The sequence below is a fragment of the Paenibacillus sp. M2 genome, assembly GCF_046713495.1.
GTDB classification, from domain to species: Bacteria; Bacillota; Bacilli; order Paenibacillales; family Paenibacillaceae; genus Paenibacillus; species Paenibacillus amylolyticus_B.
This window is the reverse complement of sequence record NZ_CP169648.1, coordinates 6,742,009-6,760,062: the sequence shown is the minus strand read 5'-3', so window position 1 is coordinate 6,760,062 and position 18,054 is coordinate 6,742,009. Positions and strand designations below refer to the sequence as shown.

Sequence of the window (18,054 nt, the reverse complement as noted above, 5' to 3'; positions counted from 1 at the left end):
CGTTTCGATTTTAACTAATTCAAGGAGTGAACCTTATGACAACGATGATTAATGAACCGATCCGCTTAAGTGCCGGGGAGTTATCCTTTACCTTTTTGAACAGTGGAGACCTGTACCAAGCTACATCCGGTACAACGATGTTGAACCAGTTGCTCAGCAACCAGATTGATGGATCTTTGAACAACCTGTACCTGCGTGTGCATGAGGGAGAGAAAATCAGCTCGTTCCCGTTGCTCGGTGTACGTTCGAACAGCAAGTTGATTACAAGCAAGGCACAATCCAGCAACCAGTTGATCTGGGAGGGTACAGTCCAGCTGGAAGGTAATGAACAAGGCATTGGCTATCAGGTCGTATTTACGGCTACAACGCAAGGTGTCTGGTTCTGGGATGTGAAGCTCACAGGACAACAACATAACGTAGACGTGGTGTACGGACAGGATGTAGGTCTTGCTGATCCAGGTGCGGTACGCAGCAATGAAGCTTATCTGTCACAATACATTGACCATACGGTGTTTGAAGATGAAGCGAAAGGTTATGTCGTATGTTCCCGTCAAAACCAGCCTCAGGGCGGTGCATTTCCTTATATGCAACAAGGTTCCCTGACGAAAACTATCGGTTACTCCACAGACGGATTCCAATTCTTCGGTCTGTCGTACAAGGAAACGAATCAACCAGAGAGCTTGAATCGCCCAACGCTGGCGAATGAGACGTATCAGTATGAATTTGCCTATACCGCTTTGCAATCGGAACTGCTGAATCTGAACGGAGAGGCTCAGGTGGTCTTCTACGGACTGGCGAAGCCTAATCATGCCGAAGGAATCTCTGCCCTGGAATTCGGAGATGAAGTTACAGCAGCTTGGAATGAAGTACAGGCTAAGACTATAGAAAACGGTGACACGTTGGAACAGGTGAAACTGTCCTCCTTCCTGGGTGAACCTCTGGTTACACTTGATCTGACACAAGATGAGATTCATGATCTGTTCCCTGATCGTCATCAGGAAGAGCGCAGTGGCGAGGAATTGTTATCCTTCTTCACAGGCAGCTATGAGCATATCGTTCTGAAAGCAAAAGAACTGCTTGTGGAGCGTCCACACGGTCATATTCTGATGAGTGGTGGCAACGTGCAACTTGGGGCACAGGTTATTACAACGACATCGTATATGTACGGTATTTTCAACTCACAACTCGTTATTGGGAACACCAATTTTAATAAAATGATCAGTAATGCCCGCAATGCCTTGAACGTGCCGAAGACGGCTGGACAACGCATCTATGTGGAAATGGACGGACAATATCGTCTGCTGACAATGCCATCCCTGTTCGAGATTGGCTTCAACTATGCACGCTGGATCTACAAAACCGAATCCGACACGATCATCGTGACCAATTACACAGGTGCACATACGACGGAAGTAAGCATGAACGTACGCTCCACAAGTGGTACGGCATACCGTTACCTGGTAACGAACCAAATTACGATGAATGTCAATGAGTACGAGTATCCGCTGCATATGACGCAGGATGGCGATACTTTGATCTTCAAGGCTGATCCACAAGCGATTAGTGCAGGAACGTACCCAGATCTGCAATACCGCATGTCGGTGGACGGCGCAGCTGTGAATGTAGGGGACGAAACGTTGCTGGCAAGTGGTATCCGCAGTGGTTCTGCATCACTGGTTACGCTTAGTCTGGAAGCAAGTGCTGAATGGACGCTGAAGGTACAAGGGGTATTGGAAGGCCAAGCGGACAGCGGAGTGGTAGCAGGTTCAAGCCTGACATTTGAAGAGGAAGTGCAGGCATACCGCGAGTTCTTCGCAGGTGTGATGAACGGGTTCCGTTTGTCCCGTGGAGAAGGTCAGCGTGCAGAGGATCTGTTCAAAGTAAATGCGCTGGCTTGGTGGTACACCCACAACATGCTGGTTCACTACTCTGTGCCTCACGGTTTGGAACAGTACGGCGGCGCGGCTTGGGGTACACGGGATGTGTGCCAAGGTCCGGTGGAGTACTTTATGGCAACGCAAAAATATGAGCAAGTTCGCGATATCATTAAAATGGTCTACACCCACCAATACGAAGATGATGGCAACTGGCCGCAATGGTTCATGTTTGATAAATACTTTGCGATTCAACAGGAAGAAAGTCATGGCGACATCATCGTATGGCCGCTGAAAGTGCTGGCGGATTACCTGACAGCGACTCGCGATTATGCGATTCTGGATGAGAAAGTACCTTATACCGTCAAGCATAGCTTCGGGTTCACGGAAGAGACGGCAACGGTACTGGATCACGCGAAAAAAGAGATCGAATATATCCGTTCGCACTTCCTGCATGATACGTTCCTGTCTTCCTACGGAGATGGCGACTGGGATGATACGCTCCAACCAGCCAATGCACAGCTGAAGCAATACATGGTGAGCAGTTGGACGGTGGCATTGACGTATCAGTCCGTGAATGTGCTCTCGCAAGCGCTGAAATTCAAGGATGCAGACTTTGCACAGGAGCTTGACGTGCTGTCTCAAGGCATTCGTGAGGACTTTAACCGTTACATGCTGGGCACAGACGTGATTCCAGGCTTTGTGTACATGGAAGAAGCCGACCAAGCGAAGCTGATGCTTCATCCAACGGACACAGAGACAGGCATTCAATATCGCCTGTTGCCAATGACGCGCAGCATGATCGGTGAATTGCTGAATGCGGAGCAAGCAGAATCGCATTACGCATTGATCCGTGAGCAGTTCCTGTGCCCGGATGGCGTGCGTCTGATGAATCGTCCGGCTCAATATGCTGGCGGAGTTAGCACACACTTCAAGCGTGCAGAGCAAGCATCCAACTTCGGGCGTGAGATTGGTTTGCAATATGTTCATGCTCATATCCGTTATGTGGAAGCGATGGCGAAGCTGGGTAAGACAGATCAGGTGTGGAATGGTCTCGCGATGATCAACCCGGTTGGTATCGGCGAGGTTGTACCTAACGCGGAGATTCGCCAAGCGAACTCATACTTCAGTAGTTCGGACGGTAAGTTTAATACGCGTTACGAGGCACAGGAGCATTTTGACCAGCTTCGTAAAGGGACTGTACAAGTGAAAGGCGGATGGAGAATCTACTCCAGCGGCCCTGGAATCTACATGAACCAGCTGATCTCCAACGCGCTTGGCATTCGTCAAGAGGGCGGCGATCTGGTCATTGACCCGGTATTGCCAGCTGAGCTGAACGGCATGCAATTCGAATTTGAGTATGCGGGTGAGCCAGTGACGTTTATCTATCACTTGAACGAAGGTGCTGTGAGCCGTGTAGCGGTGAACGGCAAGGACATTCGTACCGAGCGTACAGCGAACCGTTACCGTCAGGGCGGGGTCTGCATCTCGCTGGATGAGTTCAGACAGGCACGCAGTGCAACTGAGCGCACGGTTGTTGATATTTATATGTAATTTCGTAGCATGATGTACACCAAGGTCATCCTCCTTTACTCAAGGCGGGATGGCCTTTTTGGCATATGCTCATGGTTGCTCACCGCAGGGGAACAGCCAGCAACGTATGCAGCAGCTCATTATGCCGCACATGCTTGGTTACGTAGCCCTGCTGCTCCAGCCAGCGGCATAGCTCATCCAGCAGAGGGAAGTGACGCTCGCGCAAGGCACGCAGCTGTTCCTCGTGTCCTGTCGTTTCAGCCTGGCGAATATAGTTTTCACGATGAGTCGCATCAACAAACATTAGATCCGTTAGACCGATACGTCCGCGCGAGGTTAATACCCGCTGCATCTCCTGTAAGGCCAGTAGTTGCTGGTCTGGACTCAGATGATGGAAGGCGAAGCTGGATACGACAAAGTCGAAGGAATGATCGGTAAAAGGCAGCGCCAGAAAATTACCAAGTTTCACATGCATCTTGGGATATTTGGTACGGCATCTGCGCAGCATTTCCCGGGATTGGTCGATTGCAGTCATGTCTGCGCCGTGTTGTAGCAGTTTCCCAGCCAAATTACCTGTGCCTGTACCAATATCGAGTCCTTTCTCACCAAGGGCGGGAGAGATCCAATGAGCTGTCTGTTCGAGCGCTTCGTCATAGTTGTGATACAGATAAAAGGAAGACTGTACCGTGTCATTGGAATCGTTCGGCGTGGAATGATCTGCATGATGGTGTGGATGTGATACTTCATTCTTATCGTTTGTGGGCGAGACGTTGTCCGAACGATGTCTGTCCACTGGGTTGGTTTGTCCTTTTCCAGTACTGACTCTGCTTTCCGCCTGTACTCGCTGATCGTGGATGGCTGCCTGGGTATCATAATTCCACCGATCATGCCAGTTCTGCCGGGCTTCACGCAGACGCCGTGCACTGTCCGCGAGATCGTGCAGATGGCTGACATCCAGCGGTCCGTCCTGACGATTCAGGTCAATCATGCGCTGGGTTGTATCCATCATACGTTTGAGCTCAATCCACTGGGCATACATGACGGCCTGTTGCAGTTCCAGATATTCTTCCAGTCGCTGCTGGTTTCCTTGATCGATCTCTCCGAGCGCATGTGTAATATCCTGTAGCGACATGCCAATCTCACGCAGCGCAGCAATGGTCTGAAGCCGCCAGATATCATTCTCAGTGTATGTGCGATAACCGTTACTGGACTGTTTGGCAGGTAGAATTAATCCTTTTTCTTCATAAAAACGAATGGCTCTCGCCGATATACCAAGCCTGCTTGCTGCCTCTTTGATATTCATCATGCATCCCCTCCTTATCGAACCAGTATAAACTATGACGTAACGGCAAGGTTAAGTGTTTATTTTATTTTTATGAATGGTAAAGATCGAATTTCGTTCATCACCGAGTGGAATTTTAGTCAAAGCTGAGGCTATGCTACAATATATAGAGCGAATATATGTAAACAATGAAGCAAACGAACAATGTATTTCTAAGTTTCTCAAATTTCTTAACTTTCCCGACGTTGTAATGCACAGCGTTGTCGACTATAGCACGAAAGGTTGAATCATTATGCTTACCAGCCATACATTTACGATTCGTCCATCCGAGATTAAAGATGCAGCCCAGCTAATGGAGTTGGATGCCCTGGTATGGGACAAATACACCTCTCCTGCACCGATGCATTGGCGTTCCAGGCAGCACTATCTGCAGCATTGCCCGCCAGGCAGTCAATTGATTGCAGTGCAGGGAGAGCGGGTATGTGGTTATGTTGGCTTTCAGCCAGCCACAGGTATGCCGGTCAACCGTCATGTCTACGAGATTCATATTGCGGTTCATCCTCATGATCGACGTTGTGGCATTGCTACTGCTTTGATGGATGCCATCAAGCAGCATGCGGCCCAACAAGGCGTTCGCAAGCTCAGGCTGCGCGTACTTTCCAGCAATCCGGGAGCCATCACGTTTTATACCCAGTGTGGATTTGTGACGGAAGGCAGGCTGGTGTCCGAGTTTTATATCGGAGACAAGTATGTGGACGATATTCTTATGGGTTATTTTATCCAGACCAAATAGAAACTAGCTGAGGAGGAGGAACAACGATGGACATGGGACTTCAAGGAAAAAAAGCACTGGTGCTGGCTTCCAGTCGCGGACTGGGCAAAGCGGTAGCCGCTCAATTGGCAGCAGAAGGTGCTGACGTCATGCTTGCCAGCCGGAGTGAAGAAAAGCTCGCAGCAGTGAAGCAGGAGCTTCTGGCGCTAGGTGGTGGGGGACGTGTGGAATATTGTGCAACCGATGTGACACGCAAGGAAGATATTGAGGCTCTGATTGGCAAGACAGCGGAGTTGTTCGGGCAGATTGATATTCTGGTGAACAATTCGGGAGGTCCGCCATCGGGTTCATTTGAGTCACTAACCGACGAAGATTGGGAACGGGCATTTGAATTAAATGTGCTCAGCTATGTAAGGCTGATTCGTGGTGCACTTCCTTATATGAAAGAACGCGGAGGACACATTGTCAATATCGCTTCAACTTCGGTGAAGCAGCCCATTCCGGGTCTGGTGTTGTCCAATACGTTCCGTACCGGCGTGTTTGGATTGGCGAAGACCTTGTCTCAAGAGCTGGCTCCATACGGAATTTTGATCAACACGGTAGCGCCGGGGCGTATTGCAACAGACCGCATTCGTGAGCTGGATGCAGCACGGGCAGAGCAGAACGGAATTAGTGAGGAAGAGGTATCTGACCAATTCCGTAAAGAGATTCCACTAGGACGTTACGGTCAACCGGAGGAGTTTGCCAAAGCGGTGGTCTTCCTGTTATCCGGGGCCAATACGTATATTACCGGAACCTCATTGATCGTGGATGGTGGCATGGTCCGAGCCCTATAAAAGTCATGAATACAATAAAATACCCTCTGTCACCACATTCCGTGGAGATAGAGGGTATTTATTATTATTCCATTATGTTGGGAGAGATCACTCCGATTCATTATGTAGGCGAATTAGCGCAAGAGTTCCCATTCATGCTGAAGCATGCCGTACACCGCATGGTTCACGTAACCTTTAGGCAGTTTCTCTGCCTGACGAATTACACCCTCGAGAACAAATCCGAGTCTTTCAGGGATAGCGCGACTCCGTTTGTTGTTTGTTGCCGAGCGAATCTCGACGCGATTCAGATCCAGGGTCACCAGAGCATAATCAACCAGAACGCGACAAGCGCTTGTCATCAAGCCCTGACCCTCAAAACCTTTGCCAAGCCAGTATCCGATGCTTACCGAGCGGTTGGTCCAGTTAATCTCGTGGAATCCAATAACGCCGGCTAGATCCCCTTTTGACCATACTCCGGCGGTGAATCCGCCATTTTCGGCACCTTGTTTTAACGCGTTGGTAATAAAGTTCGAGGTGTGTTCCACTTCTGTCACATGATCCACCCACGGCAACCAATGTCTCAGTTGATCCCGCGAACGATCCGTCAGTTCGAACAGCGGTTTGGTATGTTCCATGGCGAGTGGTCGGAGTTCGGTATATTCATCCAATGAATAGGTAAACATGAATGCAACCTTCTTTCTTTGTATAGTATGGGTTTATTTTGTAGTGGATTAACGGGAAGTCTTGGGTAACTTTTGCTCCAGTGCAAACAGGTCTTCTTCCATTGAGGCCATGCGTTGATTGACCGTTGTGCGTGCGTCACGGAGTGCCTGATTATATATGTAGGGAGCGAGCTGTGTCATGAACAGGTCGAGGACACCCCAAGCGGCCAGATCGCCAAGTTCTTCGCCACGTTCCTCTTCGAAATACGACTGAATGGTGCGAATGGCTTCATCCTGCTGTTCTTTGGTCAGTTTAAGCGAGTTCAATGGAATGGGAAACCCTCCCTTTAATTTGGTTTTACTATCATGCTACATGATTCGAGCGAACCCGTCAAAATGGTTTAGGGCCTATTTATGCACGGTTGATCCTGACTTTGGTGCCGTTCTTTATTGAACTCCTCCCCCGTTAAAGGTATATTTAAATGAAACGCGTACGAAACTTTCCAAGAAAATAGATTTTTTCAGGAAATGACTTCGTTATTAAGGAATTATAGCCGGAATTGCAGCAATTCCCGAAGGCTCCAATCCATTCATGAAAGGTTTGATACCTGTGGACAATCGTACAACCCCACCTAACTTTATCAAAAATATTATTACCGAAGATCTCCGGTCTGGGAAAGTCCAGGAAGTTATTACCCGTTTTCCTCCGGAACCGAACGGTTATCTGCATATCGGCCATGCCAAGGCGATCTGGATTAACTTTACGCTGGGCGGCGAATTTGGCGGTAAAACGAACCTGCGCTTTGATGACACGAATCCGGTAAAGGAAGATGTGGAGTACGTTCAATCGATTCAGGAAGACGTGAAATGGCTCGGATACGAGTGGAACGAGAAACGTTTTGCCTCGGATTATTTTGATGAGATGTACAACCGTGCTGTCTTGTTGATTAAAAAAGGAAAAGCCTACATCGACGACCAAAGCGCCGATGAAATCCGTGAAATGCGCGGAACGCTGACGGAGCCGGGCAAGAACAGCCCGTACCGTGATCGTTCGGTGGAAGAGAATCTCGACCTGTTCACACGTATGCGTGCAGGCGAATTCAAGAACGGGGAGAAAGTGCTGCGTGCCAAGATTGATATGTCTGCACCGAATATCAACCTGCGCGATCCGGTTATTTATCGGATTTCTCATGCACATCATCATAACACGGGCGACAAATGGTGTATCTATCCAATGTACGCCTTTGCTCACCCGCTTGAAGATGCAATTGAAGGTGTGACGCACTCTCTCTGTTCCCTGGAGTTTGAGGATCAACGTCCATTCTACGATTGGGTTATTGCCGAGTGTGAGATGGAGAACAAACCGCATCAATATGAATTTGGTCGCCTGAATCTGTCCCAGATGGTAACAAGCAAGCGGAAGCTGAAACTGCTCGTGGATGAAGGACATGTGGATGGATGGGATGATCCACGTATGCCAACAATTTCGGGTCTGCGCCGCCGGGGTTATACACCGGAAGCTATTCGTGATTTTGTATATGAGACAGGCATTTCCAAAAACTATGGAGTTATCGACCTGCAAACGCTGGAGCATTTTGTCCGTGAAGACCTGAAACTGAAAGCTCCACGCACGATGGCTGTCCTGCACCCGCTCAAAGTGGTTATTACCAACTACCCTGAAGGGCAAGTGGAATGGCTTGAAGCAGAGAACAATGTGGAGAACCCAGAGATGGGTAATCGCCAAATTCCGTTCTCCCGTGAGATTTATATTGAACAAGACGATTTCATGGAAAATCCGCCGAACAAATATTTCCGTTTGTTCCCTGGCAACGAAGTTCGTCTGAAACATGCATACTTCATCAAATGTAACGATGTGATCAAAGATGCAGAAGGCAATGTGACTGAGATTCATTGTACCTATGATGTGGAGACAAAGAGCGGCAGTGGCTTCACTGGTCGTAAAGTCAAAGGAACAATCCACTGGGTAGAAGCGACTCAAGCGGTACCTGCTGAATTCCGTCTATATGAGCCGTTGATCCTGGATGAAGCACCGGAGGCAGAGGTGGAAGTGGCAGTAGCTGGGGCTGAAACTGAGGTTGTGGAAGAGCAACCGGAGAAAACGTTCCTGGATCAACTGAACCCGAACTCCCTTGAGATTGTTAACGGGTTTGTGGAGCAAGAGATGAAGGAAGCGAACGCTCAGGATAAATTCCAATTCTTCCGTCACGGTTACTTCAGTGTAGATCCGAAACATTCCGAGCCAGGACGTCCGGTATTTAACCGGGTCGTATCCCTGAAAAGCTCGTTCCAACTGCCGAAGGCGTAAGGTAAAGTCAAGGCGTAGGATCAATGCTACAAGTTAGAGATATAAGCCTAACTTGTAGACTTAAATTTATAAATGTAAAAGGCGTCTCCAGGGCAACAACCCCTGGAGACGCCTTTCTCTTTACTACTACTATCCATAATCTTTTGTTTGAATGTTTGAACGTTTAATTTACACGATAACGGAGAGGACAGAAGAAAGCTGGAGAAGCGGAGCGTTCGCCTTTATCCCTGGATTTTACCCTTTGAAAAGGGAATCAAAAAATCCAGGGATAACAGCGATCGAAAGATTCTTCTGTCATCGTAGTGCTTAAGTGGGAATCTTTCAATTCTTTCTAACAAAAGATTATCTGTCCTCATCCATATTACCCATCTCCGTCAACACAACCGGCTGATAGCCGTTACGTCGATTCGATAACCACATGATGCCAAATCCAACAGCGCCAATGAGCGAGAAGAATACACCAATGCTATACATGATTTCCGCACCGAAACTCTGGAACAACCAGCCGCCGAACAGACCGGCAATCACGCCGGAGAGACCTCCCCAGGCCATCGTGTAGACCGCTTGACCGGAGGAACGGTAAGGTCTTGGAATAAATAGCATGGTCAGCTGCGTACCTACATAGAAGTACCCACCAAACGTAATGGAGTGCATCAACTGAATGAATACAATCTCCAGCGGGTTGTTAGCCAGTGCCATGAGCTGCCAGCGAAGTGCAAACAGCACACTGATCAGAATGAGAGATGCCAGGAGCATGCTCATTTTGCGTTTGAGCAAGCGGTCGAGAAGCAGGAATACGCCGACTTCGAGAATGGATGAGGTGAAGATGGCCCAGCCAACCATTTGTTTGTCGCCACCCATTTCTACAATATATAGTGACATAAAAGTACTGTTCATCGCATTAGGCACTGATACGAGTACACCCAGGCCGATAAATGCCATAAAATACGGATTGAACATGACTTTGCCAAACCGCCGAAAAGTAACCACGGGTGTATCCGAAGCGATTGGTTGTCTGGGTAGAAATACGGATAATACAAAGGCTGTGGCAATCATGCATGCAAATATAATGGATACACTGCCGATGCCAAAACGGTCAATGAGCGGTCCGGCAGCGACAGCAGTCAGCGCCCAACCGAGTGAACCCCAGAGCCGGAATGACCCAAATTTTTGGTTTGTACCATCGATATATCCGAGAATCAGGCTATTGGTTTGAGCAAATAATGGACTTTGAAAAAAATAAAAGAAAATCATGGCTACATAGATCCATGTATAAGTGGGCGCATAGAATACACCCTGGGCGAGCACAAATGTGCCTCCCATCATAATCATCAGAATGATGCGAATGTTGCGAGATTTATCGCTCCAGAAGCCCCAGAACGGGTTAGCAAACAAGGATACAAAGGGGCCAATCGCCATGAGACTGCCAATCTCCAGTTTGGTCATGCCAATCTCTTGCAGGTAAAGCTGCAAGAATCCGGCGAAGATCGAGATGGCCCCATATATGAAAAAGTTATATAGTTTCAGAGAAAACAATGAGGGATTGCCTCTTGAAGGTGCAGGTCTGTCCAATTAAGCCATTCCTTTCAAATGCATATTGTTCAATGTATCATTTGTTGAAAGGGGATTCAATGCATAGCGAACGTTTTGAAATTGATGCAGTCAAACACATATCGTGATCTGAAGGAGGATAACAACATGAACACGAGGGAATGGACAGGCATCATATTGGCAGGAGGTTTATCCAGCCGCATGGGGACCAACAAGGCCATGCTGGAACTAAACGGTTCCCTTGTACTGCAACATGTCACGAAGGCCATGAGACCCGCAGTATCCCGTATCATCGTGGCTGCCGGACCCAATGTGACAACCTACGGTGCAATGGGCTACGACTGCGTTCAGGATCACTATCCGGGGAAGGGGCCACTCGCCGGTCTTCACGCGGCGCTGGAAGCTTCCGATAGAGAATGGAATCTGGTATGCGCCTGCGATATGCCGCTCCTGCAAACGTCTTTCTTTAATGGAATAAAAAAACTGGTCGAATTACATAACTCTTATGCTGCTATCGTTCCACGCGTGGATGGACATGTCCACCCTCTTGCAGGGGCTTATCACAAACGAGTGCTCCCTGATCTGGAGCAGCGTCTGAACCAGGATCATCTTCGAGTTATGCGATGGCTTGAAGAGATCGGTTGCCTCTATGTCGAAACGGAAGAGCTTGAGAGAGTGGGCGTTCATCAAGTAGCAATGCAAATGAGTAATATGAACACGCCGGAAGAGTACGAGCGTATCCGTAATCAAGATTCTGGACTCGATTCCGATCTGTAGGATACAGGATCACCTGATGCATCTGCATGATGATTGCGATATTGAAGCGGGCTTTGGCCTGTCCAACGTTTGAATTGTCTGCTGAAATGAGACAGGTGGGTGTAGCCGAGCCTCCACGCAATTTCCCCGAGCGACAGCTCAGGCTGTTCGATCAGCACTTTGGCCTCCTGCAACTTCAAGCTGGACAGGTAAGCCCTGGGCGATCGCCCGTACACCTTGCGAAAGACCTGTAGACCATATCCCGGGCTGATGCCAAACGAGGATATAATCTGCTCTACTTTGACCGTGGATACACTGCTTTCCTTGGTTCGAAGCTGGGCATGGAATGCCTGCTTGATTGCCTCCGCTATAGCTCCCGCATAATGCATGGCTGTTGGCGCTGGTGCATGGGAAGCAGCAACGGAAGTTGTGGACTCCGGTTCATTGTCAGCGGCCTGGGACAACAGGGCGAAGAGTTCAAACATGCGGGCCTGCATAATCATTTTGTCCGTGGACGTGTAGGCCTCAGATACGTTAATCATCCCCATCCAACTCTCCAGCACAACGCGCATCTTCTTATTATCTGCCGTACCTGCTGCGTAGATTCGGCTGTGCTGTGACATCAGCTTCAAGGTGAAGACCGGATCATCCACATTAAAGTGAGCGCTAAAATAAGTCATGCCTTCCGTCGATACACATTGATTCGTATGTTTGAACCCGGGAGGAATGAGAAGAATGGAACCTTCCTCCACGGTATAGGTATAACCATGAATCACACTCTCCTGAGTACCTTGGATGATCAACATAATCTCAAAACCCGGATGTGATTCCTCCGGCATCGCCCATCCATGGGGTACTTGTTGGCTGTGCGCACCATAGAATTTGATGTTGGAGTCGATAATAGGCAGCCAGTGGGCCAGCGTATGGTGAGGCATTTCTCTAAGCTGTGATCGGATATCCATAACATTCACCTCGGAAAAGGGTAAAAACAACTCGCCTTATACAATCGGCACCCTTAGTATACTTCATTATAATCAGTTTAACGCGAGCATGGATAATCCATGGAACATATCAGCGTTTGAAGAGGTTACTGAACAATCCAAGTTCTTCAACCGGTAATATTGTAAACGCTACCATTATGGTTTGGAATATGTCAACTCTTGCACACGTCAAGATCATTATATTTTCCACTTAAAAAGGAGATTAAATCATGGAGAAATTATTATATGGCGTAGCATACTATGATGAATATATGCCTTACGAAAGATTGGACAAGGACATTCAGATGATGAAGGATGCAGGGATCAACGTGGTCCGTATTGCAGAATCAACCTGGAGTACTCATGAACCACAGAATGGCGTATTTGACTTCTCTTCCGTAGACCGTGTGCTGGATGCCATGCATGAGGCGGGGATTCAGGTTATCGTAGGAACACCAACGTATGCTGTTCCAACGTGGATGGTCAAGGAACATCCGGACGTGCTGGCTACTACCTCACAGGGACCTGGCAAATATGGCGCAAGACAGATCATGGACATTACCCATCCAACCTATCTATTCTATGCCGAGCGGATCATCCGCAAGCTGATCTCTCGGGTAAGCACACATCCGGCGGTCATCGGTTATCAGACAGATAACGAGACGAAGCATTACAATACGGCAGGAGATAATGTACAACTGCAATTCGTCAAATATATGCGTAACAAGTTCAGCTCCCTGGATGAGTTGAACAAGGAATTTGGCCTCGACTACTGGAGTAATCGGATCAATAGCTGGGAAGACTTCCCGTCTGTGGTAGGAACGATCAACGGTAGTCTGGGAGCTGAGTTTGCCAAGTTCCAGCGGCAGCTGGTAACCAACTTTTTGGCTTGGCAAGTGGGGATTGTGAATGAATACAAACAGGAAGAACAGTTTGTTACCCAGAACTTTGACTTTGATTGGCGTGGATATTCCTACGGCATTCAAGGGGATGTGGACCATTTTGCCGCATCGAAACCTTTTGACATCACCAGTGTGGACATCTACCATCCTTCCCAGGATGATCTGACCGGCATTGAGATTTCATTCGGCGGGGATGTGGCACGTTCCACCAAACAATCGAACTATCTGGTACTCGAGACCGAAGCACAGGCGTTCTGGCATTGGGTTCCCTATCCGGGACAGCTGCGTTTGCAGGCATTCAGTCATCTGGCATCAGGAGCAAACATGGTCGCTTACTGGCACTGGCATTCGTTACACAATTCGTTTGAGACGTACTGGAAAGGTTTGCTCAGTCATGACTTTGAACCGAATCCGGTATACAACGAAGCCAAGACCATTGGCAGGGATTTTGCCCGTCTCAGTCCAAAGCTCGTTAATCTGAAGAAAAAAAATCGGGTGGCTGTGCTGTTCAGCAATGAGGCCCTGACATCAATCAAGTGGTTTGGTTTTAATTTCACCAGTGACAAGAATTATAATGATGTGGTGCGCTGGATGTACGATGAATTATATAAAATGAACATTGGCTGTGACCTCATCGACCCATCGGTTGAGAGTTATGCGGAATATGACGTGCTCGTTGTACCTGCTCTGTATGCTGCTTCGGATGCATTGCTGGAAAAATTGAATCAATTCGTACAGGATGGCGGACATATCGTCTACTCGTTCAAAAGCGGATTTGCAAATGAGCATATCAAGGTACGCTCTACCCGCCAGCCCGGCCTGATCAGTGAGGCATGTGGGATCAGCTATAACCTTTTTGTAGAGCCAAAACATGTTTCGCTGCGCGATGATCCATTTGGAGTTGGTGAAGAACAGAACCAGATTCATACCTGGATGGAGCTGATTACACCAACAACGGCTGAAGTACTCGCTTGGTATGATCATCCACACTGGGGTGAATATGCGGCAATTACTCAGAACACCTATGGAAAAGGCAAAGCAACCTATGTCGGCTGTTATACCAGTTCTGCGGTGATCCGTAAGGTGTTGGAACGTGTGATGAAGGAAGCGGGCGTATGGGGTACTGATCAAGAGCTGGCTTTTCCGATCATAGTGAAGACCGGTGTGAACGATCAGGGGAACATGATTCGCTACTATTTCAATTATGCAGATGAGGCAACATCCTTCGTGAATGCATATGGAGAAGGGACTGAACTTCTGGCCGGAACCCCTATTGCTGCGGGAGAGAAGATCGAACTGGAACCATGGGGCGTACGGATTATCGAACAATAATAGGAAATAATAGATATAGGTATATAATTTGAAATTAACAAGTACACGTTAACGGAGAGGGCAGAAATAACCTGAGGAAGCGGAGCTGAAAGCTTTCTGAAAGAAAGCTGCATCGGAAGCATATACCTCGCCTTTATCACCGGATTTTCCCCTTAGAAAGGGAATCAAAAAAATCCGGTGATAACAGCGATCAGAAGGTTGTTCTGAACACGTAGTGATCTCGTGTAACCATTCATTTTATTGTATAACGTGGATATTTAACATTTCCAAACAAATATCAAGACCAAAGCGCCCTCGGCTTCCATGCTGGGGCGTTTGTCTATTTTAGCTCAGGAGTGGATGCGCTGTGTTTACCGAATGTTATCGGAAGCTGACAGATCCTTTCAAACGCAGCATTCGCAATAAATTGATTCTTACCATGACGCTGCTGGCTGTTCTGCCCGTCATTGCCATGACCGCTATGGCAGCTGAGAATACCCGCTCTTCCATGGAAGAGGAGATTATGGAGACCAACCGAGCCAATATGAACTGGGCCTCCATCTATCTGGGTGAACAGTTCGCTCGCATGAACAATATTATCTATTCGATTCAGATCAGTGACGAATTGCATCAGTATCTGGCGTTAAACCAGGAAGCGCCGGCAGCCAGCCGATTTGACGAACAGAAGGCCATGTTCAATATGCTGAACAGTGTATACTATTCCGCTGGCAATTATGTATTTGGCGTTGAACTGTATCTGAAGGAACTGGACACCCTGTTCACCTTCAACTCCATGGATTCTCGCATCAAAGCGGTATCGGAAATACCGGAAGGATATCATGAGCTTTTTGCACAACATAAAGATTTTACGATTATCAATGATCCGGACGATCCGCAAAAGTTTCACATGACCCGCAGCATGAACCGCTTCGAGGATCAGGCACAGATCGGCGCCATCAGTCTGGAGGTCAAGTGGGCTGAGTTCAATCAGACCTTGGAGCTGCTGGATAGCAGGGGGGATTATGCAGTATACATCGCCGACAGTGTGGGCAGCCCGGTCTATCAGCCGAATCAAGACATCCAGCCGTCCGCTGAAGCATTGGAGAGATTGGCAGGTACCAAAGAAAGTTCCGGTTTCATTCGTACAGCCAAGGAATACGTATTCTATCATTCCATCGAACCGTCAGGACTGCGTGTGATCAAGATTGTACCTGCCCATGTGATTAACGAGAGTGCCTTGGAAACGATGAAATACGGACTGGTTGTAGGTGGCCTGGCAACCGTCATTTCTGTGGGAATAGCTGCGCTCGTGGCCTGGCGCACATCAAAGCCCATCGTCCGACTGGCCAATTCCATGAAGGGTATTCAATTGATTAAGGACAGAGAAGTGGTACGAAGCGGCCGGGTTGATGAGATTGGTCTGTTGGAGAAAAATCTGCATGGCATGTCAAGCCGTATCCGGGAACACATTCGCGACAACTACCTGATGAATCTGGAGAAACAGACGGCGGAGCTCAAAGCACTGCAATCCCAGATCCATCCGCATTTCCTGCAAAATACGTTGCAGATGATTGGCGGTATGGTCTATTCGCAAAAACCTGCTGACAGTTATAAGGTCATTCGAGCCTTGAGCGAGATGTTTCGTTATATTGTGCGAGCGCCGGATGGACTTGTCCCTTTACAGTCTGAACTCGATCAGTTGGAACATTATATGCTCATTCAGAAGCAGCGTTTTGGCGGCAAACTTGAATATACACTGGAGATTACCGGAGAACTTCGGGAATGTTATATTCCCAAGTTGTCTTTGCAACCCATTGTGGAGAATGCATTTTTGCATGGTCTGGAGAAGAAACCGGGTGAGTGGAAGCTGGGCATTGAAGTCGTCTGTGAACCTAAAGAGGTAACGATTCGAATTCGTGATAACGGTGTGGGTATGGATGCTGAGAAACTAACGGAGATGCAGTCCAGACTGGAGCGTCTGACTTGGCAGTCCGATCGGGTGTGGAGTTCTGGTACAAGTATTGGACTGGTCAATGCCGCCTCAAGAATCATAATGCATTTTGGACCTGAATACGGGATGAGTGTGGAAAGTGAATACGGACAGGGGACGAGTGTTACGGTACGAATCCCCTGCAATACGGGAGGCGAAGCCTTGTGAACAAGGAACTGTACAGAGTATTGCTGGTGGATGATGAACCGTGGAACCGGGATATTTTGCGCAACCTGGGGGATTGGAAGGAACTAGGGATGACCGTTGCTGGTGAGGCAGAGGATGGCGAGCAGGCCATACAACTGGTCAAGCAGCATCAGCCTCACATTATCATTACGGACATGCGTATGCCCGGTACAGACGGTGTGGAACTGCTACAGACGCTAAGCGGGCAATACCCACAGATCAAGGTGATCGTGGTGAGCGGGTATGATGATTTCAATTATGCCAAACACGCGATCCGTCATCGGGCTGCTGACTATCTGCTCAAACCGGTGAATCCGGATGAACTGAATGGTGTACTGGCCAAATGTGCCAAAGAATTGGAAAAGGTTGAATCTGCGCCGGAATCATGGGAAGCATATCCGCCTTCCTTTGCTGGTGATTTCTCTTTGTTTCAACAGCAGGCTCGCTTGCGGTTTAACGACCTGAACATTCAAAGTCTGCGAGAATGGTTCCAGCAACTGCAGCAGAAGCTGGAGCATAGCGAGATTAACAGACCCCGGCAGCTTGGACGAGTGGCCTATGAACTACAGGCTTTGCTGGATGAACTGTGTGTCTCCAATGGGTTGTACGAGGGGCGCGAAGCAACGGCTTTACCTCCTTCAACAGCGCTGGCTTCCATTGAATCCACGATCGCATGGATTTCGACTCCATACTACCAGGCTTTGGAGCAACTCATTGCGCAGCGTAAATTCAAGAATAAGCTGAACCTGAATGAGGTGAAGCAATACATGGAGCAGCACTGTATGGAGATGATTACCCTGGAGCAGCTCGCCCAGATCTTTTTTGTCAGCAAGGAATATCTCAGCAAGGTATTCAAGAAAGAGTATGAGGTGAATGTGACCGATTATGTCGTCCAGTTACGCATGACACGAGCGAAGGAATGGGTGATGGATGATCAGATCCCGTTCAAACATATTGCCGAGATGGCGGGTTATGAGGATGTGTCCTACTTCTATCGGGTATTCAAGAAACATTTCGGAGTTTCACCGGGGGAGATGCGGAAGGGACAGGCTCGTATATCAGGCAATTCAGGCAGTAGCACGGAATGAGCTGTTCGAGAAAGCATTTGCGGCAG

At 48.3% G+C, this 18,054-nt stretch carries 13 protein-coding genes; 8 read left to right on the top strand and 5 right to left on the bottom strand.

Going from position 1 to position 18,054, the window contains the following annotated elements:
* Window positions 1–35: 35 nt before the first annotated feature.
* On the top strand, window positions 36–3,428 hold the full coding sequence (locus ACETMN_RS30805) for a GH36-type glycosyl hydrolase domain-containing protein (protein WP_091012844.1): 3,393 nt from the start codon (window positions 36–38) through the stop codon (window positions 3,426–3,428).
* A gap of 79 nt (window positions 3,429–3,507) precedes the next feature.
* Here ACETMN_RS30805 and ACETMN_RS30800 read toward each other — a convergent pair whose 3' ends face one another.
* Complete coding sequence (locus ACETMN_RS30800; RefSeq protein WP_411735499.1) at window positions 3,508–4,710, bottom strand: methyltransferase domain-containing protein; 1,203 nt, start codon at window positions 4,708–4,710, stop codon at window positions 3,508–3,510.
* A 271-nt stretch (window positions 4,711–4,981) separates the two neighbouring features.
* On the opposite strand from ACETMN_RS30800, the gene ACETMN_RS30795 reads away from it, so the two are divergent.
* Together ACETMN_RS30795 and ACETMN_RS30790 are read left to right on the top strand one after the other, a co-directional pair.
* The gene (locus ACETMN_RS30795) at window positions 4,982–5,482 is read left to right on the top strand and encodes a GNAT family N-acetyltransferase (RefSeq protein WP_091012846.1); all 501 of its coding nucleotides are present in this window, start codon (window positions 4,982–4,984) and stop codon (window positions 5,480–5,482) included.
* A 26-nt stretch (window positions 5,483–5,508) separates the two neighbouring features.
* On the top strand, window positions 5,509–6,297 hold the full coding sequence (locus tag ACETMN_RS30790) for an SDR family oxidoreductase (protein ID WP_091012847.1): 789 nt from the start codon (window positions 5,509–5,511) through the stop codon (window positions 6,295–6,297).
* A 113-nt stretch (window positions 6,298–6,410) separates the two neighbouring features.
* On the opposite strand, the gene ACETMN_RS30785 is transcribed toward ACETMN_RS30790, so the two are convergent.
* Window positions 6,411–6,959 (bottom strand): GNAT family N-acetyltransferase, encoded by a 549-nt coding sequence (locus tag ACETMN_RS30785; RefSeq protein ID WP_036612698.1) that lies wholly within the window; start codon window positions 6,957–6,959, stop codon window positions 6,411–6,413.
* A 48-nt stretch (window positions 6,960–7,007) separates the two neighbouring features.
* Complete coding sequence (locus ACETMN_RS30780; protein ID WP_091012850.1) at window positions 7,008–7,265, bottom strand: DUF2164 domain-containing protein; 258 nt, start codon at window positions 7,263–7,265, stop codon at window positions 7,008–7,010.
* A gap of 265 nt (window positions 7,266–7,530) precedes the next feature.
* Between ACETMN_RS30780 and ACETMN_RS30775 the strand changes: the two genes are divergently transcribed.
* Window positions 7,531–9,264 carry a glutamine--tRNA ligase/YqeY domain fusion protein gene (locus ACETMN_RS30775; RefSeq protein ID WP_192134923.1) on the top strand — a complete coding sequence of 578 codons (1,734 nt, stop codon included), beginning with the start codon at window positions 7,531–7,533 and terminating at the stop codon, window positions 9,262–9,264.
* A gap of 342 nt (window positions 9,265–9,606) precedes the next feature.
* Here the strand turns inward: ACETMN_RS30775 and ACETMN_RS30770 are convergent, their stop codons facing one another.
* The gene (locus ACETMN_RS30770) at window positions 9,607–10,800 is read right to left on the bottom strand and encodes an MFS transporter (protein WP_091012853.1); all 1,194 of its coding nucleotides are present in this window, start codon (window positions 10,798–10,800) and stop codon (window positions 9,607–9,609) included.
* A 162-nt stretch (window positions 10,801–10,962) separates the two neighbouring features.
* Here ACETMN_RS30770 and ACETMN_RS30765 point away from each other — a divergent pair, with 162 nt between their 5' ends.
* A complete protein-coding gene (locus tag ACETMN_RS30765) occupies window positions 10,963–11,592 on the top strand; it encodes a molybdenum cofactor guanylyltransferase (RefSeq protein WP_179198399.1) in 630 nt (209 codons plus the stop codon).
* On the opposite strand, the gene ACETMN_RS30760 is transcribed toward ACETMN_RS30765, so the two are convergent.
* Window positions 11,562–12,533 (bottom strand): AraC family transcriptional regulator, encoded by a 972-nt coding sequence (locus tag ACETMN_RS30760; protein WP_091012858.1) that lies wholly within the window; start codon window positions 12,531–12,533, stop codon window positions 11,562–11,564. The genes ACETMN_RS30765 and ACETMN_RS30760 overlap by 31 nt on opposite strands.
* Before the next feature lie 248 nt (window positions 12,534–12,781).
* Between ACETMN_RS30760 and ACETMN_RS30755 the strand changes: the two genes are divergently transcribed.
* The 3 genes from ACETMN_RS30755 (at window position 12,782) to ACETMN_RS30745 (ending at window position 18,028) form a co-directional block, all read left to right on the top strand.
* Complete coding sequence (locus tag ACETMN_RS30755; RefSeq protein WP_091012859.1) at window positions 12,782–14,785, top strand: beta-galactosidase; 2,004 nt, start codon at window positions 12,782–12,784, stop codon at window positions 14,783–14,785.
* 346 nt (window positions 14,786–15,131) lie between these two features.
* Complete coding sequence (locus ACETMN_RS30750) at window positions 15,132–16,922, top strand: sensor histidine kinase (RefSeq protein ID WP_091012861.1); 1,791 nt, start codon at window positions 15,132–15,134, stop codon at window positions 16,920–16,922.
* A complete protein-coding gene (locus ACETMN_RS30745) occupies window positions 16,919–18,028 on the top strand; it encodes a response regulator (RefSeq protein ID WP_223199793.1) in 1,110 nt (369 codons plus the stop codon). Before ACETMN_RS30750 ends, ACETMN_RS30745 begins: the two co-directional genes overlap by 4 nt.
* Window positions 18,029–18,054: the final 26 nt, after the last annotated feature.

Bases quoted from the DNA above. Each gene is read 5' to 3' on its own strand.
- ACETMN_RS30805 (WP_091012844.1), top strand. From the start codon at position 36: ATGACAACGATGATTAATGAACCGATCCGCTTAAGTGCCGGGGAGTTA.
- ACETMN_RS30800 (WP_411735499.1), bottom strand. From the start codon at position 4,710: ATGAATATCAAAGAGGCAGCAAGCAGGCTTGGTATATCGGCGAGAGCC.
- ACETMN_RS30795 (WP_091012846.1), top strand. From the start codon at position 4,982: ATGCTTACCAGCCATACATTTACGATTCGTCCATCCGAGATTAAAGAT.
- ACETMN_RS30790 (WP_091012847.1), top strand. From the start codon at position 5,509: ATGGACATGGGACTTCAAGGAAAAAAAGCACTGGTGCTGGCTTCCAGT.
- ACETMN_RS30785 (WP_036612698.1), bottom strand. From the start codon at position 6,959: ATGTTTACCTATTCATTGGATGAATATACCGAACTCCGACCACTCGCC.
- ACETMN_RS30775 (WP_192134923.1), top strand. From the start codon at position 7,531: ATGAAAGGTTTGATACCTGTGGACAATCGTACAACCCCACCTAACTTT.
- ACETMN_RS30765 (WP_179198399.1), top strand. From the start codon at position 10,963: ATGAACACGAGGGAATGGACAGGCATCATATTGGCAGGAGGTTTATCC.
- ACETMN_RS30760 (WP_091012858.1), bottom strand. From the start codon at position 12,533: ATGGATATCCGATCACAGCTTAGAGAAATGCCTCACCATACGCTGGCC.
- ACETMN_RS30755 (WP_091012859.1), top strand. From the start codon at position 12,782: ATGGAGAAATTATTATATGGCGTAGCATACTATGATGAATATATGCCT.